The organism is Comamonas odontotermitis (assembly GCF_040396735.1).
GTDB lineage: Bacteria > Pseudomonadota > Gammaproteobacteria > Burkholderiales > Burkholderiaceae_C > Comamonas > Comamonas odontotermitis_C.
This window is the reverse complement of sequence record NZ_JBEBNZ010000017.1, coordinates 55,075-76,321: the sequence shown is the minus strand read 5'-3', so window position 1 is coordinate 76,321 and position 21,247 is coordinate 55,075. Positions and strand designations below refer to the sequence as shown.

Sequence of the window (21,247 nt, the reverse complement as noted above, 5' to 3'; positions counted from 1 at the left end):
TATCATGATCATAGGGTCAGGATTAATTGCCACGTCTTTCAAAAGATATGCAGATGAACTGCAGGGAGTCTGCATCTTCGCTTCTGGGGTTGCCAATTCTTCCTGTACAGACAGTAAGGAATTTTTACGCGAAAAAATCTTACTAGAGGACACACTGGCTGTAATTGGTGAAAATCATCAATTTGCGTATTTTAGCACCTGCAGTGTTCATGATCCACTTTTATCGAGTTCGGCCTACGTCAAGCACAAGTTGGCAATGGAATCTATTGTCCTGCAACGTAAAAGATCCCATGTTTTTCGTTTGCCACAACTTGCGGGCAACAGCAAAAATACTGCTACGCTTTTAAACTATCTAAGTGACAGCATTGAAAATCAATCGTCAATCAAAATATGGTCCGATGCTGAGAGAAATATTATTGATGTAGAAGATGTCGCCAGTGCGAGCCTGCATTATATTAAAAATTGTCAGGACGAGAATATTTCTGCCAACGTATGCAATCCACATCGCAGACGTGTGCTGGATATAGTAAAAACATTGGAAAAAATAAAAAACAAGACTGCTAATGTAGAAGTCGTTGAGGGCGGTAGTTATTACGATATTCCATTGGGATACACTAAAGAGATTTATTCAGAGATCGGCTTATCATTTCCAGAAAGCTACCTGGAAGATGTTCTCAGAAAATATTATTCAAGATAGACATGAGCGAATTCAATCGATCTGAAAAAGGGTATCTTATTCGATATCTTGGTGCTGGCATGGTCAATACTTTCACTGGTCTTGGCACGATCACTGTCTTAACTGCATTGAAATTCAACCCTATTGCAAGCAACATCATTGGCTTTGCAGTAGGTATGTTTTTCAGTTTTATTTTGGCAAAATTCTTTGTTTTCAAAAAACGCAAAAATACAAAAGACCAAGTCAAACGATATGCAATTTCCTTTGCGATCGCCTACGGATTGAATCTTATCGTTCTAATACTGAGTAAAAATCATATGCACAACGCTATTGCGCAAACCATTGCAATCGCTACATATATTGTGGTCATGTATATTTTTATGCGGCTCTATATTTTTATAGATAATAATTAAGGGACTCACGTGCAAAAAGAGCAGCAAAAATTTGAGATCAAAAATGGCGTTCACCATGCTTTGTCCATTAATCGAAAAATCGAATTAGTTTGTGAAGGCGTCAATAAAAATTCCATTTCCAAACACAAAAATTTCGATGTTGCATTGGCTATTGGTATTCTTCATCATCTGGACGATGCGATTGCTGAAGAATTGTTCGAAACGGCGTACGACGCCCTCAATGAAGGTGGTATATTTTTGGCCCTGGATCCTGTCTACACACAGAATCAGTCTGCTGCGGCCAAATACATTGGCGGCAAGAATCGCGGCCAAGCGGTGCGCACGGATGCGGCTTACATTAAGCTGGCAAAAAAGCACTTCAGGTCCACACAAGTCTTGACTGATGAACAGCCCTTGAGAATCCCGTATACGGGTATTTTCACGATCTGCAGCAAACAATAATAATCGAGGCTCAATCATGAAATGCTCGATCGTCATTCCTGTCTATAAGAGTGAAGCAATACTGCCTGAGCTATTGAAGCAACTGAACGCCGAACTTGAGAAGCTTGGCCTCAGAAATGATTCTGAGCTCATATTGGTCAATGATGCAAGTCCGGATGGCAGCTGGAAAGTGTTGCAATCGTTGACCAGCCAGCATGACAATCTGAAAGCAGTAAATCTCGCTAAGAACTTCGGGCAACACAATGCCATCATGGCTGGGCTGAGGTTCGCCAGTGGAGATTTTGTCGTCTTGATGGACGATGACCTACAGCATTCACCTGCTTATATTGGCAAATTGATTGAGGCATTGAAAGACGATGATGTCTGTTTTGTTCGGTTTGAGAAACGCCAACATGCAGGGTGGAAAGTAGCAGGAAGCAATTTCAACAACCTGCTGGCAAGCCATTTGGTAGACAAACCCAAAAATTTGTATCTCTCCTCATTCAAGGCGTTTCGTAGACATATTAATGATGCTATCACACAATATGAAGGACCATATCCTTACATAGATGGCTTGATCTTACGGAGCACCAATCGAATTCAAGTGATAGATGCCATACACCACGAGCGATTTGCTGGCCAAGGTAATTACAATCTGAAACGATCCGTATCACTGCTTCTGAAGATGGCAACCGGGTTTTCGGTGGCACCGCTGCGTTTGGCCATTTTGATTGGTGTGGGGTTTGGTTTACTGAGTTTTTTGACAGTCATTTATGTGATTGTGGATAAATTGATGAACCCTGCAGTGCAACCAGGTTGGACTTCCATTGTTGCCATTATATTGGCCGTATCAGGCGTTCAAATGCTTTTTCTAGGCCTTATTGGCGAGTACATGGGAAGGCTCTATCTGAACTCCAATAAAAAACCTCAGTATGTCATTCGAGAGATATCCGGATTCATAAAATCGAGAGAGGAGCCTTAATATGGAATTCGATAAGTATGCAGAGTCCTACTCGAGTGATTTGAAAAATTCTATCCCTGCAGGGTTTAGAACGATTGAATATTTTTCTACCTACAAAGTCGAGTTGGCGAAGCGCTTGGCAGGTAAGACACCATCGCGAATTCTGGATTTTGGGTGTGGGATTGGCCAATGTTCACTGCATCTGGTTGGGAACTTCACACAATCAGAAGTCGTGGGTTTTGACGTTTCTGAAGATTCACTGAAAATTGCACGACCAAGAATTCCGCAAGCGAATTTCACGAGCGATTGGGATCAGGTAGCGACCCAGAAGTACGACTTGATATTTACATCCAACGTGTTTCACCACATTGAACCTAATGAGCACCTGCTTTGGCTGGGTCGTCTCAAGGCTGTTTTGAATCCAGGTGGAAGCCTAGTGATTTTTGAACACAACCCCATCAATCCTTTGACCCGTATGGTTTTCAAGCGTTGCATTTTTGATCAGGATGCGACGATGATTGGGCAGGCTAAATTTCTGGAGTTGGCCGAGAAAGTTGGGTTCCTCCATCGAACATCTAAATACACCTTGTTCTTTCCAGGCTCACTTAAATTCTTGGCGCCTTTCGAAAAATTTCTCGGATGGCTGCCTCTCGGTGCGCAATACTATTTGGCATTGAAGGCAGAGTAAGAAGGACTTTTCAATTGACTCCCAACAGAAAAACGGCTTTTGTATTCAAGGCCTTTGGCTTAGCATGTCTGCTGTTTCTTTGCTATCTATTGTTCAAATATCTGGCATTCGAATCCAGGCAGAACTTTACATCTGACGAAGCCGTTCTCAATTTGCTGGCTCGCGAGATATACCAGCATGGAAGTGTGTTTCCAAGAAACTGGATCACTACTAATGGGGACTTGATGCTCCCCTCGGGAACTTTGATTGTGGCTCCTTTGCTGCACTTTTTCCCCAATAGTTTTGAACTTCATGCAGTCGTCAGTGTGGTGTTGACACTCGTTTTTTTGATTGTGCTTCACTGGGTACTGAAGGCGTATTCACTGCGGTCTTATTACCTGCCCATGGCACTGTTTGCCAGTGGTATCTCCATCAAATATACCCAGATGGTTTTCTTGCAAACAACCTATTTCTGGTGGGTATGCGCATTCTTTTTGACTATTGCAGTCTTTGCAAAGCGCCGTTTCGCACATCCTTGTCGAGGGTCGCTGGTTTTCGCGGCACTGGTTTCTGCTGCAGTCAGTCTGAGCAATCCGGGGCGGGCCATGTTGATGTATGCCATACCATCCATGGCATTCATTGCTGCATACCATTGGCCCATGCGTGCTTCAGCCACAACTTGGTCCCCGCTGGTCTGGCGTTTGGGGGCGGTGCTTTTCGGCTGGTTTGCGGCGTCTGTAACCTATTACAGTGCCTTCAGATTTGGTCTGGCGAGCACAGTGGATCATGCCGCCGCCCTTCAGCTCACCAATGCCAAGCAGGTGCATGCGAATCTGGTGATTTTTTTGAACGGTTGGGTGGATTATCTTGGCATGGATCCTGCTGCTTTTGGAGGCACCGATCTGTCAGGTTTTTACCTGGCCATCTGTGCCAGCCTGATTGCATTGTTTTCTGCAGCTGCAGTCATCTGGTGGTTGGGAACAGCCAGTACAGAGGAACGACAGATTGATTTCTATCGCGCAATGGGTTTTGCATTTTTCGCCTCATTTGTTCCTGTATTCATTCTTTATGTTTTTTTTGTACCTTTAGCCGTCAATGCTTGGACGATTCGATATTTCACTACCCCGCTATCGATCTTGTTTTTTGTTTCGACCATCTGTGTCGGAAACTGGCTCTCAGTAAACCGAAGCTATAATGTGGTGATCACAACCATGTTGTTGGTATTTATTTGCTGGACTTCGTATATTCGCTATCAAGTGCAGGCTGCTGGTTCGGCGGCGGAAAACAGCATCATTCGTGTCTCTCGGGAATTGCCGGATTTAAATATTCACAAGGGTTACGCCACATATTGGAATGCCTCATCAGTCACGGTACTCTCGTTCGAGAAGGTAAAAGTGCGCCCGTTGGAACTATTGCCGAGCGGATTTCGCCCATACCCAGTGATGGTCAGCCGCAACTGGTACGTGCCAGATGCAACCTCCTCATTTCTGCTGTTGACTGATGGTGAGGCTGCAGCCTACCGGGCACGTATTGAGGATCAGTTCGGCGAGGCTGCTCGCATCGTCACCTCCAACGGCTATCAAGCTTGGATTTACGAGTACGATCTCGTTGAAAAAATGCCGAGCCTTTAGACTCATTTTCGACCTTCATTTTCACTGCAAGCTTCATGAAAAAAGCCATCATCACCGGCATCACCGGCCAAGACGGGGCCTATCTGGCCGAACTACTGCTCACCAAGGGCTATACGGTTTACGGCACCTTCCGCCGCACCAGCTCGGTCAACTTCTGGCGCATTGAAGAGCTGGGTATCCAAAATCACCCGAACCTTCATCTGGTCGAATATGACCTGACAGACCTGTCGTCCAGCATCCGCTTGCTGCAAACCTCGGAAGCCACCGAGGTGTACAACTTGGCCGCACAAAGCTTTGTGGGTGTATCGTTTGAGCAGCCAGTCACCACTGCGGAAATCACCGGGCTGGGCGCGGTGAATTTGCTGGAGGCGATACGTATCGTGAATCCCAAGATTCGCTACTATCAGGCCAGCACATCCGAGATGTTCGGTAAGGTGCAGGCCGTACCGCAAAAGGAAGACACGCCTTTCTACCCACGCAGCCCCTATGGAGTAGCCAAGTTGTATGCGCACTGGATGACAGTGAATTACCGTGAGAGCTACGGTATCTTTGGTTCCAGCGGCATCCTCTTCAACCATGAAAGTCCACTGCGTGGCCGCGAGTTCGTCACGCGGAAGATCACCGATGCCGTGGCCAAAATCAAATTGGAAAAACTTGATGTGCTGGAGCTGGGTAACATCGACGCCAAGCGCGACTGGGGCTTTGCCAAGGAGTATGTGGAAGGCATGTGGCGCATGCTCCAGGTAGATGAGCCCGACACCTTTGTACTGGCGACCAACCGCACCGAAACCGTGCGTGACTTCGTGCGCATGGCTTTCAAGGGAGCCGGCGTGAATGTGGAGTTCAAGGGTCATGCAGAAGGCGAAACCGCTATTGATATGGCTACGGGCAAGACAGTGATGCGCGTAAATCCCAAGTTCTATCGGCCTGCAGAAGTTGACTTGCTCATTGGCGATCCCGCCAAGGCCAAGGCCAAGCTAGGATGGTCGCCTCAGACCACTCTGGAGCAACTATGCCAGATGATGGTCGAAGCTGACCTGCGTCGCAACCAGGCCGGATTCTCGTTCTGATGCCTGTCGATACAAATCCAGTGGCCATGCACAAGCGAGTGCTGTTGACTGGTGCGCAAGGCTTCACAGGCCAGCACCTGATTCCACTGCTACAGGCCGGTGGATGGGAGGTCTGGTCGGTAGACCGTTCGAATGTCGACGGGAACATGGTCATACCTCACGCGCAGTGCCTACAAGCTGATTTACTGGATGACGTGGCACTGCAGGCCGCCGTGCAGCAGGTGCAACCACAGGCGGTGTTGCACCTGGCAGCCATTGCCTTTGTGGGCCATGGTTCGGCCGATGATTTCTACCGTGTGAACGTGGTGGGCACTCGCCATCTGTTGCAAGCGCTGAGTACCTTGTCAGTCAAGCCGCAATGCGTGCTTCTAGCCAGCAGTGCCAACATTTACGGCAATAGTCACGAGGGCGCGTTGGCTGAGAATACCTTGCCCAACCCTGCCAACGATTACGCTGTGAGCAAGCTGGCCATGGAGCACATGGCGCGCCTGTGGTTGCCGCAGTTACCTGTGGTGTTGGTGCGGCCCTTCAACTACACGGGCCTGGGTCAGTCGCCCCAGTTCCTCATTCCCAAGATTGTTGAACATGCTAGGAGCAAGGCCCCCGCCATCGAGTTAGGCAATCTGGATGTAGACCGCGATTTTTCGGATGTGCGCGATGTGGCAGCGGCCTATATACGGCTACTTGAACATGCGCCGGACGGAAATGTGACGGGAAAGGTATTCAACGTGGGCTCAGGCCGCACGTATTCGCTGCGCGAGGTGATTGAGCGAGTACAAGCCATCAGTGGTCACCGCATGGATGTGCATGTCAACCCAGCCTTTGTACGTGCAAACGAGGTGCGCACGCTACGCGCCGACACCACAGCACTGGAGCAGGCCATTGGCGAGTGGCGCGGGCATCCCCTGGATGACACTTTGCGCTGGATGCTGCAAGGTTAAGGATTGGCATGGGCCTTGACATCATCCTGGGCGCTGATGCTCTGCAACAGCCATTGACTGGTATCGGCCGCTACAGCTACGAACTGGCGCGTCGGCTTCGCCAACATCCTGATATTGCACGCATGCGCTACTTTTCCATGGGGCGCTGGGTTACAGATCCTGTGGACACGCTGGTTGCGCAGCAACGGGCATCCGGGCAAACCGGCGCAGTTTCATCCACCAACGCCAGCCTAACATTGGCTGCCCGCTTGCGTAGCACGTTGGCAGCCAATCGTACCGCCGTTCGCGTTTACCAGACTCTGATTCCAAGCCTTTCACGCTGGCAATTGCGTGGTGAAGAGCACGCGATTTTTCATTCACCCAACTATCTCGTACCGCCCTTTCCTGGGAAAACAGTGAACACGGTGCATGACTTGTCACACGTGCTTTACCCTGAGTTCCATCCGCAGGCTCGTGTCGATTTCATGAACATGGCGTTTGAGGCCAGTCTGAAAAACACCACGCACGTAATTACCGATACCGAGACCGTGCGCAATGAATTCATGCATCAGTTTGACTGGCCGAGTGACAAAGTGACCGCCATTGGCCTGGCCATGGACGATGCATTTCACCCGCGCAGCGATGAACAGCTTGCGCCCACACTTGCCAAATATCATCTACAGGCTCGTGGCTATGTGCTGTATGTAGGAACGATCGAGCCACGGAAGAACACCATGCGCCTTCTACAAGCCTACGAGGCCTTGGAGCCGGCGCTACGCCGTGCATACCCGCTCGTACTTGCTGGTGGAAAGGGCTGGAAATCAGACGATGTGCATCGTCAGATGGAGCGCGCCAAGCAGCAAGGATGGCTGCACTATCTGTCATATGTGGACCAAGCCGAACTGCCCATCCTTTATGCCGGGGCGCGGCTATTCGCGTACCCTTCGCTGTATGAAGGCTTTGGACTGCCGATTGTGGAGGCCATGGCAAGCGGTACCCCGGTACTTACCTCCGATATCTCATGCATGCCCGAAGTGGCGGCTGGTGCAGCAAGGCTTATCAATCCGCTTGACGTGGAAGATATGTCCCGGGCTTTGGCCGAATGTCTGGGCAATGAAATATGGCTAGATGCATCGAGAGCCAAGGGTCTGGTCAGAGCTGCAGGCCTGTCGTGGGACAAGTGCACCGAGCAAACCCTGGCAGTGTACAGGCGGCTCAAGTGACTGGCCGCTCGCAATTTGCGGAGCTGTTGCGCTGGATGGCCGTTGCCCTGGTATTTGCACTGCTGGCCTGGGTACTGCGAAGCTCGGGCAGCTATCCCATCTGCCACAACGATGAGGTCAACTGGATCTCCATTGCGCACCAACTGGATGCAGGTGTGCACTGGCCAGTTTCGGGCCCCGCATTCATCCACACGGTTCGCACGCTCTCCGAGCAGCTGCAGTTCAGCCATGCACACTCCATATCCGTGGTGGGTGTTGGCGGAGTGTTTGTTTCCATGCTTTTGTTGCTGTGGGGCTACCGAAAGCTGGCGTTGGCGGGCTCTGGCGTCATTCTGGCAGGGCTGGCATTGTCCAGCTATTTTTGGGCCCCGCTGATGGAGTCTCGGCCCCAGCAGTGGGGGCAGATGCTGGTATTCCTGGGCGTGATCTGCGCCTGGCTGTGGCTGCACCGCCAGGGAGGCTGGGCGTTTTTTCTGATCGTGCCCTGCATTGCAGTCACGCACATCCTGAGCCACGCGATCCTGGTTTTTGTATGCGGCATCCTGGTGATTGCCGATTTTCTGGAAAAGCGCCCATTGACATGGCGGCACTTCAGCCTGCTGCTGGTAGTGGTTGCGAGCATGGGTGTTTACATATGGCCGCACGGCCCCTACGCGGCCATGCTGGCTGACCTGGAGCACGTTCAGATGAAGCGCCTGGTGCGGGCCGGTCCTTACCTGGTGGTGTTGCCGTTGTTCACGGGCATGGCACTCATGTGGGTACAGCGCAGATGGCACTGGCGACCCAGTTGGAGCGAGGCTGTGGCCGCGAGCCTGGAACGCAGGCGCACTGCAACTGGCCTGGGGCTGCTGTGCCTGGTTTTTACCGCACTGGCAATACAAGCCTATTTGCTGCCCGCGCAGGCATGGTTGCCCTACGGCGGATCCATGTTGCGCTTCCTGGCCTTCCAGCTTGGCAATGTGATGTTCGCCGTTTTCTTTGTGGTTGGAATCTACGGCCTGGTCGAAGGGCTGCGTACCCAGCATTTCGATCCGGTCATGGGGCGTTTGTTGATCTGGGTACTGATTGCCTTCACCACGCTTGCCTTGCTGAGCATTGCCGCTTCCTGGTGGCTGCTGGATACCAACTGGTTTTTGCGCGTACTGAACTATGGCATTTTCTTTGCTGCCATCGTGACCGCTGTTGGCATCTCCAGCGCCACCAAGACCTGGCCCAGGGCTGCCACCTATGCGTTGCTGGGGGTAGGCATGGTGGCGAGCATTCTGGCTGTGGTCCGCCCACCGCAATTGCTGGGCTGTTGATCGTGTCGCTCCATGGGGTTATTGGTGAAATGTTTGAATTCCCAATTCCAGCGCGCGCTATCTGCTCTATTTTTTGAAGCTCCACACCCGCGCGCCAAGGACACCGTGCGCAGCCAGTGCCCAACCCGAGGTTGCCGCGTCACGCAATACCCACGGGTCGCGACCCAGATGATGGTATTGAATGCCCAAGCCGCCTAGCAAACGCTGCCACCAATTGGGCTTGCGGTCTTCTGCGATACCGCCCTGATCCAGGACGCGGTGCGCAGGAAGGATGGTCAAGGCCGTGTAGCCCTGCTCGCTGACAAGGCGTTGAACCACCGCCAGCACGTCCTCCCATCCCAGGTCTGCCAATGCCAAGGTGGTAATCGAGGCTTGCTGAAGCCTGGAGGAAACCTCCGGGTCGCCCGTGGCATCCACACATACCAGTTGTTGACTTGGCGACACGCTCCGCCACTGCACCAACCGGTCGATATCGCGAAGATCGTGCAAGACAGCGACCAACAGCTGCAACGAAGCCGCCTTTTCCGTATCCGAAATGTCAGCAGCCGGAGAGAAGCTTTGGTAGATCTCGCGAATGCGAGCCTCGCATTGGGCGATGGTGAACTGCGCATCCGCAGCGCGCTGCGCAACCTGGCCGCGATGCGCCAATTGCGCCTTGGCATCCAAAGCTTGGCGGATGGCTTCCTTCCATGCCTGCACCTGATCGGGCGCATAGCACTGCCCGGCTCCAGATTGCCCCACCACCCATGACATGCCAGATCCATCCAGGTCCGAGGCGATGCAGGGCTTGCCATGCTGCATGGCCTCGATCAGTACCAACCCGAAGGCTTCGGTGCGTTCGCGCGACGCAAGCGCAAAAATATCGCAGGAATTGAACAACGCATATTTCCTCGCTTCGCTCACCTGTCCCAGCAGCTTGACATTGGCGCAGCCGTGGTGAGACCGCTCGCGCTCGATCAGGGCCTCCAGATCCTTGCGCTGCTCTCCTTCACCGGCAATCAGAAGCTGTACCTCTGCAAACCCGGCGACGGCGGATATCAGCGTATCGAAGCCTTTGTAGTAGGTCAGACGCCCCACAGAGAGAATGCGCAGCTGCGCATCGCCCCATTCCGAAACCTCTTCTTCCTCCGCCTGTTGGAGTGTCTCGGTATCGAGTGGCTTGAGCCCCAGCGGTATCGCCACCGTCTTGTACAGCCAGCGCTGAAGCGGCGCGCTCGCAGCCATGTAGGGCGGGGATGTGGCCAGAATGGCTTCGCTGTGCTGCAGCAGCTTGGTTTCAAACGGTTTGTAGAGCTGGTAACAGGCCTTGAGCACCGTATCCCACTCCGAAACCAGAACATCCGAGTGCCAATGCACCACCCAGGGAATGCGGCGTGCGCTTGGGATGATCAGTGGCCAGAACGCCGCGTTGTTAGGCATATGCAAATGCAGTGCGTCGGGCTTGAAACGCTGAATAGCCTTCCACAATGCAAACGGAAAGCCCAGTGCGATGGGCGCGAAAACAAGCGTCACCTGTACCGGAACCCGGATCAGCCACTCGGGATCATCAGGCAGCGGATCACCGTGCACCACCGCACGCGCGTCGATACCACTGGCCCGCTGCTGCTCGATCAGGTCTGCAAGAAATGACTCCATTCCTCCGCGATACGGCGGGTAATACTTGCCTACATGCAGCACCCGTAGCGGCAACTGTCCGTTTTTTTGGGGAGTTTTGCGGTCTTTTCCTGGCAACCAGCGGTGCAGCATGTTATTGGCCAGCCTTTGCCTTCATCTGGGCGAGCAGATTTCGGTAGACCGGATTGGCGGGGTCCATCTCACTGGCGCGTTGCATGGCGGCGTATGCCTTGGCGGCATCGCCCAGCTCCCGGTACGCCAGCGCCTTGCCATAGAAGGCAGGCGGATTGGGACGCCGTGCCAGAGAAGCATCGAAGATCTGCATGGCGGCCGCAAAGTCCTTTTTGCCGATCAAGGCAATCCCCAGGCCCACTTCAAAGCGTGTGTTGTCCGGCGCGCCCTTGAGCAATTGCTGGTAGTTCGCAATGGCGGCGTCATAGTGCCCGGTGGGAATGGCAACCTCGGCTTGCTCCAGCCAAATCTGGGGAACCAGCGCAGGCTCAGGCTGCAAGGTGAGCGCCTTGGCATAGCTTTGATAGGCTTGCTCCAGTTGCTGCGTCTGCTTGTAGGCTGTTGCCTGGTGATAGGCCAGTGCGGCATTCTGAAAGCCCTGTTTCTCGGCTTCGGCAAATGCCTGCAGCGCTTCCGGATAGCGCTTGAGCAGCTCCAGCGCCATGCCGCGGTTGAACTGCGCAGAGCCCAGCGGTTCCTTGAGTGCAATGGCCTTTTCGAAGTCCTGCAGAGACTGTTCGTAGTTCAGGTTCTCCAGCAGATAGGCACCCCGGTTGTTGAACGGACGCCAGCGCCCGAAGGCATTGAAAGGTGCCTGCATGTCCACTTTCTGGGCCGCATCCGTCCAGGCGGTATAGGCGTTCTTGAAGGTGAGATTGCGCTCCACCGCCAGACCCGTCAGGCCAATGCCCACGACACAGGCCACAGCCACCATGGCTTTGCGCGGGAGATGCAGCAGCACGAGTGCCAGCAAGGCGGGCAGAAACATCGCCCAGATGTAGCTGCGGTACAGAACAAATGGATCCTGCAGCCAGGCGGTGACGAATTCGGTGCTGAACAAAATCACGGTGCTCAGCAGCGCCAGGCCCACCAGGCCCCAGCCATCACGGCGGCGCAACAACAGGCACAGGCTGCCGATCAGCAGGGCCAGATAGCCTACCGCCCCCAGCCAATGGGGCCAGCTGGAGTAGCTCAGTGGGTATACCGGCCGCAGATCAATCGCCATCCACTGCACGTTGGGCAGCAGCCACAGCAGTCCGTAGTTGAAGAAGAGGGTCGCCTGGTTCATCAGGCTCAGGGGATAGATGGATGAGGTGATACCGGGGTACAGCTTTTCCAGCAGATGCACATAGGCCCACGATGTGTCATCGGTCGCCACGGCGCCCACAAACGCCCCCAGCTGTTGCCACAGGACTGCGGTGAACACGCCCATCACCATCGCAATAGCGATCACCATGCCGGCAATCACCTTCCAGGATGGACGCTTCACAAAAATATAGAGCGGCAGGGCCAGGGCGGGCAACACCACGGCATGCTCCTTGCTGAGCAGTGCACACACCGTGCATAGCAGCGCCAGCAAGGCCCATTTGATGCCTTCGCCGGCAAGCGCCCTGACAAAGGTCCAGCAGGCCAGCGCGGCAAACAGGGTCATCATCACCATGCTGCGCTGAACCAGATATCCCACTGCATAGACAGCCATGGGATGCACCGCAAACAAGGCCACCGCCGCAAAGATGGCAATCCGGCGATTGGTATCGAAACCGGGTTCTGCCAGGGTTTCTTCAGAAAAGCGGACGTGCTTGAACAGCTCGGTTACCAGCAGCCAGATTGCATAGCAGCTTGCCAGGTGCAGCAACACGTTGACCACGCGCTGCACGACAAAGCTGTCTCCGAACAGGGCCTGCACCCACACAAAGCTGCCATAGGACAGCATGCGCACTTTCAACTGTGCCAGGTTGCCGTAGGCGCCAAAGATGGTGCCGTCGGTGAAGCGGTTGTCATCGAACACCAGACCGTTATGAAGCCCGACTCCATAGATGACGCCCACGGCCAGGAGACTCGCCACGATTCCCAGAAACCAGAACAGTTTTGTTTTTTGCATCGTCGATACGGCTAAGAAAATGCCCCATGAGCAAGCCCTGGGGCAGTTTGAACCAGCACCACCATGTGCCTTCGGGCCATTTTAGAGGACTTCTGCGCGCACCTTGCATCCAGGCCGACCGCATGCAAACACAGTCCTAGCCGAGATTTTTGTTACCGTATGCGCAAAAACCCGGCTTGGGGCCCTTCTTGGGGTGCAGGCGGCAGGTTTCCGGGCGTTTTTCATACACCGTGCACATGCGCGTGGTGGGGTGGAGGAAGTTGCAGTCGCCCCCTGCCCGCCGTGCCATCGTGAAAATATTGTGCTTGGGGTTGTAGTGGTCAATCAGCCTGGCCTTGAGCAGCCGCTTGGCTATCAGCTTGTGGTCAACATTGTCCACTTCGAACGGATCCACCAGCTCCAGCCTCACCAGGTCCGGCAGTTGCACTTCCAGCGGCATGGTGCAGCAATTGGCCGCGCAGCTGTCACACATGCCGGGCTTGTACTTGCTCCAGGTGTCCAACCGGTCCACATCCACTACACGGATCGAAGATTTCATGGCTCCGCCCCATCCGCCGCCTGCAGCCAGATCTGTCCATCCCGCTCTTGCACGGGCACCGCATCAAGGTGCGAACCACGGCACGGCCCGCCCACGCAGGCGCCGGTGTTGGGCTGGTAGATCGCACCATGGTAGGGGCAGAGTATGAACTGGCGGCCGCTTTCGAGCACATCGCCATCAAAATCCATGGGGACGCTGGCGTGCTGGCATTCGTTGACCCAGCCATGCAAGCTGCCCTGCCAACGGATGACGAAGGCCTTCTGGCCATTGGGCAGTTGAAAAAGGATCGGTTTTCCGTTGTCCACCAGGTCGGCGCTATTGCCAATGGGGTCGGTGGCGTCAAAAAGAATCGTGGCGTCGCTCATACTGTTGAGAAGGTGCGGGTCTGATATGGCAAAAAACATCCCGGCCAGGTTCACACTGCGCCGGGACATATTGCCTCAAAATAGATAGCAAATTGCGCATACTCTGCCTGCGCCAGCCCGCTATTTTAAGAAGATTCAGCCCCGCGCCTCCGCAGGCATGCTCGCAATCACCTGCGCCACCGCTGCCGTCAGTTTTTTGGCATAGGGCACATGCAGGAACTCATTGGGGCCATGCGCATTGCTCTTGGGGCCCAGCACCCCGCACACCATCATCTGCGCCTTGGGGAAGCCTGCGCTCAGCATGCCCATTAGCGGAATGGAGCCGCCCTGGCCGATGAAGCCGCAGTCAGCGCCAAAGTAGGCCTGGCTGGAGCGGTTGAGCGCATTCAGGAACCATTCATCGGTGCTGGGCGCATTCCAGCCATTGGCGCCGCTGGCGCCCTCCCAGGTGACCTTGGCCTGGTACGGCGCATTGTCTTCCAGCAGGCCCTTCAACTCCTGCATGCACTGCACCGCATCCACCAGCGGAGGCAGGCGCAGGCTGAGCTTGAATGCGGTGTAAGGTCGCAGCACGTTGCCCGCGTCCTGCAGCGCGGGCAGTCCTTCAGCGCCGGTCACGGACAGCGTGGGCTCCCAGGTGCGCTTGAGCAGTGCCTGCGTGGGATCGGTTGTGGTGGGCAGCGCAAACAGGCTGGAGCCATTGCAATCGAAATGTGCCCAGGGGAAGCGTTTGTACAGCTCATCGCCCAGAATGGCCGCCGTGGCCTGCGCCTGGGCCAGACGCTCGGCTGGTACCTGGCAGTGAAAACTCTCTGGCAGCAGGCGCCCGGTCTTGCTGTCTTCCAGACGGTCGAGCACCTGCCGCATGATGCGGAACGACGAGGGCACCACGCCCGAGGCATCGCCCGAGTGCACGCCTTCGGTCAGGATCTCGACCTTCAGGGTGCCGGCCACCATGCCGCGCAGGCTGGTGGTGAGCCACAACTGGTCGTAATTTCCAGCACCGCTGTCCAGGCAGATCACCAGGCCCACATCGCCCAGGCGCGGTTTGAGCATGTCGATATAGGCCGGCAGATCGCCCGAGCCGCTTTCTTCACAGGTCTCGATCAAGCCCACGATGCGCGGGTGCGGCACATTCTGGCGCTTGAGCTCCTGCACCGCAGCAATGCTGGCGTAGGTGGCGTAGCCATCGTCAGCGCCACCACGGCCGTATAGCTTGCCGTCTTCGTACTTCGGCGTCCAAGGGCCCAAATCGCTGCGCCAGCCCGAAAACTCCGGCTGCTTGTCCAGGTGGCCGTACATCAGCACCGTCTGCTGGCTGTTCGCCAGCGTGGCCGGCACCTCGAAAAACAGCACCGGCGTGCGGCCCGGAATGCGAACCACCTCCAGCTTCAGGCCTTCCACCTTCTGTGCCTCCACCCAGGTGGCGGCATTGCACACCACGGTGTCGATGAAACCATGCTTTTCCCAATCGCCATCAAAACCGGGCGATTTGGCCGGGACTGCAATGTAGTCGGTCAACTGGCGCAGAATATCCTTGTCCCACTGCTCACTGATGTGGCTGAGCGCGGGATCGGCCTGCAGGTTGGAAGCGTCAATGCGGGCATTCATGGGGTGGTCTCCTGATCGGGCTGCGCCTGCTGGCGCATGAAGGGCTCAAGCGTACCAGCCCTGGCGCGGAAAGACCGCTTTTCCCTCGCAAACCCCTGCTTTGGAGGCAAGCAAATGGCGGTCGCGGACACCAGCCCCGACTCAGGCCCGGCTTTCCCGCCAATGCGGCGCACTGCTTTCCGCAGACGGCGCTGGCAGTTGGCGGTGCATGACAACACAATTGCGCCCGGACGCCTTGGCACGGTACATGGCGCCGTCCGCCGCCTCCAGCAATGTTTCCCACGGGGTATGTGCTCCCACGGCGCCTGCAAAGCCCCCAATGCTGACTGTCACCTGCAGCGCATGGCCTTTGATGAGCACGCTCGATGAGCGCACGGCCAGAATCAGTCGCTCAGCGAGAATCTGCGCTTCCTCCATACCTGTGCCGGGGCAGACGATCACGAACTCTTCTCCGCCGAAGCGCCCAAGATACACATCTGAGCGCACATTGCTGGCCAGCACCCGGCTGACATGGCGCAGCACCTTGTCGCCGGAGATATGGCCATGTGTGTCATTCACCCGCTTGAAATGGTCCACATCGATCAACAGCAATGCCAGAGGATGGGCCTGGCGGCCAGCATCCTTGATGCAATGCTCCAGCGCCCTCACCAGAGCGCGGCGGTTGAGCATGCGGGTGAGAGGATCCCGCAGCGCAGCACGGCGGCTTCGGGCTTCCCGCCGATCCTGCACCATGCGCATGAAGCCCAGCGTCAGCAGCAGCATCACCACCACATTCAGCGCCGTGCGCGCCCAGTACCACAGCAGAGGCGACTCCATAGGCGCCGCCTCTTGTGGCAGACCTTGGCCAGGCCCGCATTGCAGATAGAACACGCCAGCCAGGAAAACCCCCAACGCCACACACAGCATGCGGTAACCAGTGCCCAGGCGCAAAGCCCGCATGCGCCACAACTCCAGCGCCAGCCAGCCCAGTTGAATGGCGAACACCGCGTGCATGGCGTAGAGCAGCACAGGCGCCAGTTCGGCACCCAGAGTCAGACTGCCAAGCAGCAAGACAGCAGCAGGCGCCAGCAAGAGCCAGCGCCAATCTGTGTCGAGTTGGCGAAACTGGCGTAGCGCCATGACAAGGCAGCCCAGCACGGCACTGAACAGGCAACTCACCAGCAGGCTGCTCCACCTCACCGGCGGTGGCGACAGCACCTGCACAGCGGCCAGCAAACCCACCAGCAGCATGGCCAGCGCCACTGCTCCCAGGCCCTTGCGCCAGCCCTTGCGCCCCAGCACGACAATAGAGGTAACCGCCGACAAAGCGGTCATTCCTACCATCAGCCACGTCAGCGCAATGCCTACCAAGCCCCGCTCCATAAACAAGGATAAATATTTTTAATAATAAATAAATTATAGCTATAGAAAATTTACTACCGCTGTGGTCTTCGGGCGCACAGTGGCAAGCTGCCTTCAAGGTGTTGAAGCTCTCCTTGCGCCGCGACAGCGGATCTACGGGGCCAAGACTGCGAATGAGCACGGGGCCACCGGGTGTGACGGATCAGGGTGCGCCGCGATGGCTGAACAACCGTGGCTCTGGCGATTGACTGCCATAACTGGCGCATTTGTTGCGCTGCGGGAATCCTAGATGGTCGAGCAGGCACTGATCGCCCGCTACGGCACACCATGCAGTCCCTCAAGCAGATCGGTCTGTTCGGGGGTAGACCACTTCAACAACCTCCGATGCCCGAACTAGGCACTGCATATGAGAACACCCGCTGAAGCATTCGCAGAGTCAATGCGTATATACAGGTAGCTATTAAAACATCAGTCAGGTCAGATGGAATGGATAGAATGGTGTCCATTCAGACCATGAACTCTCAAAGCTCATTTAATAGCTGAATATTTAAAGCCAGAGATCAAAATCCAAACAACACCGAAAATTTTATTATAAATAATACTTTTCATTATGGCGTCTCACCGATTGAAAAACTGATAAGCCACCACACCTCAAAAAAGAAAAATAAAATAATCAGAGACAATTAAAGTATTGAATCTTGAGAATAAATTGAAAAATACTCCGCCCAAATAGATCTTTCGAAATATCTGAAAATAATAAATGATCGAATATATACAAATACTTCGCTTCCTAGCAGCCATTTGGGTTGCTATTTTTCATGGGTCAATGGTCGGTATGTTTGCGGGCTCAGCGCCTTGGATAGACCTTTTCATCAATTGGGGATATGCGGGCGTCGATATTTTCTTTGTTATCAGCGGCGTCATCATGGCGCATTCAACGAGAAACACCCCCGCTCAGCCACGTGCTGCAGGTGCTTTTTTCCTTATTCGATTTTCTCGAATTTATACAGGCTGGTGGCCAGCAATGTTACTGTACGTTATCTTTTTTAAGATGACACATCAACTTGGCCCTGAAGTTGATCTGAAAGCCTCTTTTTTCCTCTACTTCAAGGAGCTATCAGGCCTTATCAATATCGCGATCTGGTCCTTAATGTTCGAGCTATATTTTTATATCATAGTAACGATCAGCTTATTGCTTCAAAAGCAGTATCGCACTCCCTTTTTTGGGCTGCTTTTCACAATTTTAATCGTAATTAATTTCTATTTGTTCATAGATCGACCTACTACAAATATTCATCCCGATTCAAACTGGATTCAGATGTTTTATATTGCACCCATAGTAGCAGAGTTTTTTATGGGTTATTTTCTTTATAATTATGTTAAAAAAACCTCATCTCCGTCATGGAAAGCATGGGGATTTATTGCAATATTGCTAATTTCACTGACCATATACTCAGCGCCCCACTTTGCAAATCATCCATATGGCTTGGCAAACCTTTATTACTGGCCTGAACGGGCGGTTCTCATAGGCGGAACCGCGTTAGCGATCGTAGGCATGGCCTTGAAACTACCACCTCCACAAAATAAAATTGCTCGGGCGCTAGCAATATTGGGCGATTATTCTTACTCCATCTATTTACTGCATATCCTGGCTTTCGGCGTCATGCTTTCATTATTACCACTGGGTAATTTTGACAATCATTTTCGCATCGCTATCTCAGTTGCGACCATATTAGTTTTGATACTGGTATCCGCCGCCTACTATCATTGGGTGGAACATCCGGCCTATATGTTTTTCCGTAACAGGATCAGCCGATTGCTCAACCCCTCTTCTCAATGACCGGTTCCATCTAAGAACGTGCTCAGGCCTTCTACGGCGCCGCAGTAGCGCTTCAGGCGTGCTCGAAGTGGAACACCGCCGTGCCCGCCAGCGCATTGGGCAGCAGGCGCTGTACATGGCCGTTCTGCAGGCCGAAGCTGTCCAGAATGCGCAGCTTGTTCTTGATGGCCAGCACCTCGAAGTCCTTGAAGGTGCCGACGCGGATATTGGGCGTGTCGTACCACTGGTAAGGCAGGCGCTTGGTCACCGGCATGCGGCCCTGCAGAATCGAGAGGCGATTGGGCCAGTGCGCAAAGTTGGGGAAGGCCACTACACCCTGCTTGCCGATGCGCGCGGTCTCGCGCAGCATTACTTCGGCATTGCGCAAGTGTTGCAAGGTGTCGATCTGCAGCACCACATCAAAGCTGTTGTCCTCGAAGATGGCCAGGCCGTCTTCCAGATTGAGTTGCAACACATTGACGCCTCGGCGCACACAGGCCAGCACATTGGCATCGTCGTACTCAATACCGTAGCCGGTGCAACCGCGCTCTGCCTGCAGATGGGCCAGCAGGCTGCCGTCGCCGCAACCCAGGTCGAGCACGCGCGATCCCGGGGGAACCAGCGAGGCAATGGCGCGCAGGGTGGATTTTTCGGTCATGCGGCCTCCTTGGTGGCTGGTGCGGTGTTCAGTTCGCTGGCAATGTTTTCAAAATAGGAGCGCATTACGCCCATGTAGCGGGCGTCATCAAGCAAAAATGCGTCATGGCCGTGCGGGGCGTCGATCTCGGCGTAGCTCACGGTACGGCGGTTGTCGAGCAGGGCTTTGACGATTTCTCGGCTGCGCGCAGGCGAAAAGCGCCAATCCGTCGTAAAGCTCACCAGCATGAACTTGGCCTTGGCCTTGGCCAGCGACTGGGTCAGGTCGCCGCCATCGGCCTTGGCGGGGTCGAAATAATCGAGCGCGCGTGTGATCAGCAGGTAGGTGTTGGCGTCGAAGTAGTCGCTGAACTTGTCGCCCTGGTAGCGCAGATAGCTCTCGATCTGGAATTCCACGTCCTGCGTGCTGTATTTCAGATCCATGCCCTCGCGCAGTTGGCGGCCGAATTTCTGGTTCATCACATCGTCGCTCAGATAGGTGATGTGGCCGATCATGCGGGCAATGCGCAGGCCGCGCTTTGGCACCACGCGGTGCTCGTAGAAGTGGCCGCCGTGGAAATCCGGGTCGGTCACGATGGCGCGGCGCGCCACTTCGTTGAAGGCAATGTTCTCTGCGCTCAGGCAGGGCGCACTCGCCACCACCACCGCGTGGCGCATGCGTTCGGGGTGCTGCAGCGTCCACGACAGTGCCTGCATGCCGCCCAGGCTACCACCCAGCACCGCCGCCAGTTGCGCGATGCCCAGGCGATCGAGCAGACGCGCCTGGGCATTGACCCAGTCTTCCACCGTCATCACCGGAAAATCTGCCCCGTACACCTTGCCAGTATCGGGGTTGATGTGCATGGGCCCGGTCGAGCCAAAGCAGGAGCCGAGGTTGTTGACGCCGATGACGAAGAATTTGTTGGTATCGACCGCCTTGCCCGGTCCGATCATGTTGTCCCACCAGCCCTCGCTCTTGGGCTGGCCTTCGTAGCTGCCCGCTACATGGTGCGATGCGTTGAGCGCATGGCACACCAGAATGGCGTTGGACCTGTCGGCATTGAGCTCGCCATAGGTTTCGAAAGCCAGGTGGTAATCGCGGATGGAAGCGCCACTTTTGAGGGGGAGCGCCTCCGGGAAATGCATTGATTGAGGTGTCGCAACAAATGACATAAGAAAACCCGGCAACGCTAAAAACGAGGCCGGGTCGATGCTTTTCTGTCGCCTACCGAGTCTTTAGCTGGATTTATAAAGCGCCCGCAAGCTGAAGCAAATCGGCGCCGTGAAGCACAAAGTGTACTACCAATCGCTCGCAAGCGGCACCTGTCAAAACCCGCCCAGGTACAGCCGGTTCGAGCTTTTCACCTCTTCCATCACCGCATACGTCCGCGTCTCGCGCACGCCGGGCAACTGCCACAGCACTTCACCGGCAAAGGTGCGGTAATGGTTCATGTCGGCCACGCGGATCTTCACCAGATAGTCGAAGCCGCCCGCCACCATGTGGCATTCCATGATTTCGGGCCGCACCTGCACGGCGGCCTTGAATTCCTCGAACACATTGGGGGTGGTGCGGTCAAGCAGGATTTCGATGAACACCAGCATGGCCGCGCCCAGCTTTTGCGGGTTCAGCCGCGCTTCGTAACCGGCGATGTAGCCGTCCTTGGTCAGGCGCTGCACCCGCGCCAGCACGGCGGTGGGCGACAGCGCCACGGCCTCGGCCAGCTTCAGGTTGGAGATGCGGCCATCGCGCTGCAGCACGGCGAGGATGCGCAGGTCCATGCGGTCAAGGTCTTCGGGCGGGGCGATCATATCGGTCATAAGCGGCCTGGATGCAGAATTTTTCTCTATGAAATAGAGCAATTATGGAGAGAAATTCACCGCACAAACTCGCACACTGGCGATATTCACTACCCCGGTATTCCCAGAGG

General features: G+C 54.8%; 20 protein-coding genes. 11 read left to right on the top strand and 9 right to left on the bottom strand.

The window, feature by feature from the left end; all coding sequences use genetic code 11:
- Window positions 1–4: 4 nt before the first annotated feature.
- The 10 genes from ACH2DG_RS15035 to ACH2DG_RS14990 are packed head-to-tail and all read left to right on the top strand — an operon-like array spanning window position 5 to window position 9,282.
- On the top strand, window positions 5–697 hold the full coding sequence (locus ACH2DG_RS15035) for an NAD-dependent epimerase/dehydratase family protein (RefSeq protein WP_395027121.1): 693 nt from the start codon (window positions 5–7) through the stop codon (window positions 695–697).
- A 2-nt stretch (window positions 698–699) separates the two neighbouring features.
- Window positions 700–1,089 carry a GtrA family protein gene (locus ACH2DG_RS15030; RefSeq protein WP_395027120.1) on the top strand — a complete coding sequence of 130 codons (390 nt, stop codon included), beginning with the start codon at window positions 700–702 and terminating at the stop codon, window positions 1,087–1,089.
- 9 nt (window positions 1,090–1,098) lie between these two features.
- Entirely contained in the window at window positions 1,099–1,530 is a 432-nt protein-coding gene (locus ACH2DG_RS15025; RefSeq protein WP_395027119.1) for a hypothetical protein, read from the top strand.
- A 16-nt stretch (window positions 1,531–1,546) separates the two neighbouring features.
- Complete coding sequence (locus ACH2DG_RS15020; protein WP_395027118.1) at window positions 1,547–2,491, top strand: glycosyltransferase family 2 protein; 945 nt, start codon at window positions 1,547–1,549, stop codon at window positions 2,489–2,491.
- 1 nt (window position 2,492) lies between these two features.
- Complete coding sequence (locus ACH2DG_RS15015; RefSeq protein WP_395027117.1) at window positions 2,493–3,158, top strand: class I SAM-dependent methyltransferase; 666 nt, start codon at window positions 2,493–2,495, stop codon at window positions 3,156–3,158.
- Between the two features lie 14 nt (window positions 3,159–3,172).
- Window positions 3,173–4,768 carry a hypothetical protein gene (locus ACH2DG_RS15010; RefSeq protein WP_395027116.1) on the top strand — a complete coding sequence of 532 codons (1,596 nt, stop codon included), beginning with the start codon at window positions 3,173–3,175 and terminating at the stop codon, window positions 4,766–4,768.
- Between the two features lie 35 nt (window positions 4,769–4,803).
- Window positions 4,804–5,838 (top strand): GDP-mannose 4,6-dehydratase, encoded by a 1,035-nt coding sequence (gene gmd / locus ACH2DG_RS15005; RefSeq protein ID WP_395027114.1) that lies wholly within the window; start codon window positions 4,804–4,806, stop codon window positions 5,836–5,838.
- A gap of 26 nt (window positions 5,839–5,864) precedes the next feature.
- On the top strand, window positions 5,865–6,779 hold the full coding sequence (locus ACH2DG_RS15000; RefSeq protein ID WP_395027112.1) for an NAD-dependent epimerase/dehydratase family protein: 915 nt from the start codon (window positions 5,865–5,867) through the stop codon (window positions 6,777–6,779).
- 8 nt (window positions 6,780–6,787) lie between these two features.
- Window positions 6,788–7,981, top strand: coding sequence for a glycosyltransferase family 4 protein (locus tag ACH2DG_RS14995; RefSeq protein ID WP_395027111.1), 1,194 nt, complete (start codon window positions 6,788–6,790; stop codon window positions 7,979–7,981).
- A complete protein-coding gene (locus ACH2DG_RS14990; protein WP_395027110.1) occupies window positions 7,978–9,282 on the top strand; it encodes a hypothetical protein in 1,305 nt (434 codons plus the stop codon). Before ACH2DG_RS14995 ends, ACH2DG_RS14990 begins: the two co-directional genes overlap by 4 nt.
- Window positions 9,283–9,348: 66 nt before the next feature.
- Here the strand turns inward: ACH2DG_RS14990 and ACH2DG_RS14985 are convergent, their stop codons facing one another.
- The 6 genes from ACH2DG_RS14985 to ACH2DG_RS14960 form a co-directional block, all read right to left on the bottom strand.
- Window positions 9,349–10,917, bottom strand: a complete 1,569-nt coding sequence (locus ACH2DG_RS14985) for a glycosyltransferase (protein WP_395027109.1) — start codon at window positions 10,915–10,917, stop codon at window positions 9,349–9,351.
- 112 nt (window positions 10,918–11,029) lie between these two features.
- Window positions 11,030–13,009 carry a tetratricopeptide repeat protein gene (locus ACH2DG_RS14980; RefSeq protein WP_395027107.1) on the bottom strand — a complete coding sequence of 660 codons (1,980 nt, stop codon included), beginning with the start codon at window positions 13,007–13,009 and terminating at the stop codon, window positions 11,030–11,032.
- 136 nt (window positions 13,010–13,145) lie between these two features.
- Entirely contained in the window at window positions 13,146–13,547 is a 402-nt protein-coding gene (locus tag ACH2DG_RS14975; protein ID WP_224150686.1) for a YkgJ family cysteine cluster protein, read from the bottom strand.
- Window positions 13,544–13,912 (bottom strand): Rieske (2Fe-2S) protein, encoded by a 369-nt coding sequence (locus tag ACH2DG_RS14970; protein WP_395027106.1) that lies wholly within the window; start codon window positions 13,910–13,912, stop codon window positions 13,544–13,546. The genes ACH2DG_RS14975 and ACH2DG_RS14970 overlap by 4 nt, the downstream gene beginning before the upstream one ends.
- Before the next feature lie 135 nt (window positions 13,913–14,047).
- Complete coding sequence (locus tag ACH2DG_RS14965; protein WP_395027105.1) at window positions 14,048–15,523, bottom strand: M20 family metallopeptidase; 1,476 nt, start codon at window positions 15,521–15,523, stop codon at window positions 14,048–14,050.
- A 141-nt stretch (window positions 15,524–15,664) separates the two neighbouring features.
- Window positions 15,665–16,837 carry a diguanylate cyclase gene (locus ACH2DG_RS14960; RefSeq protein ID WP_395027103.1) on the bottom strand — a complete coding sequence of 391 codons (1,173 nt, stop codon included), beginning with the start codon at window positions 16,835–16,837 and terminating at the stop codon, window positions 15,665–15,667.
- 787 nt (window positions 16,838–17,624) lie between these two features.
- Here ACH2DG_RS14960 and ACH2DG_RS14955 point away from each other — a divergent pair.
- On the top strand, window positions 17,625–18,704 hold the full coding sequence (locus ACH2DG_RS14955; RefSeq protein ID WP_395027102.1) for an acyltransferase family protein: 1,080 nt from the start codon (window positions 17,625–17,627) through the stop codon (window positions 18,702–18,704).
- Window positions 18,705–18,756: 52 nt separating this feature from the next.
- Here the strand turns inward: ACH2DG_RS14955 and metW are convergent, their stop codons facing one another.
- From metW to ACH2DG_RS14940, 3 genes are all read right to left on the bottom strand, one after another.
- A complete protein-coding gene (metW, locus tag ACH2DG_RS14950; RefSeq protein WP_395027100.1) occupies window positions 18,757–19,341 on the bottom strand; it encodes a methionine biosynthesis protein MetW in 585 nt (194 codons plus the stop codon).
- Window positions 19,338–20,492 (bottom strand): homoserine O-acetyltransferase, encoded by a 1,155-nt coding sequence (locus tag ACH2DG_RS14945; RefSeq protein WP_395027098.1) that lies wholly within the window; start codon window positions 20,490–20,492, stop codon window positions 19,338–19,340. Before ACH2DG_RS14945 ends, metW begins: the two co-directional genes overlap by 4 nt.
- Before the next feature lie 153 nt (window positions 20,493–20,645).
- Window positions 20,646–21,137 carry an Lrp/AsnC ligand binding domain-containing protein gene (locus ACH2DG_RS14940; protein ID WP_377780093.1) on the bottom strand — a complete coding sequence of 164 codons (492 nt, stop codon included), beginning with the start codon at window positions 21,135–21,137 and terminating at the stop codon, window positions 20,646–20,648.
- Window positions 21,138–21,247 lie beyond the last annotated feature (110 nt).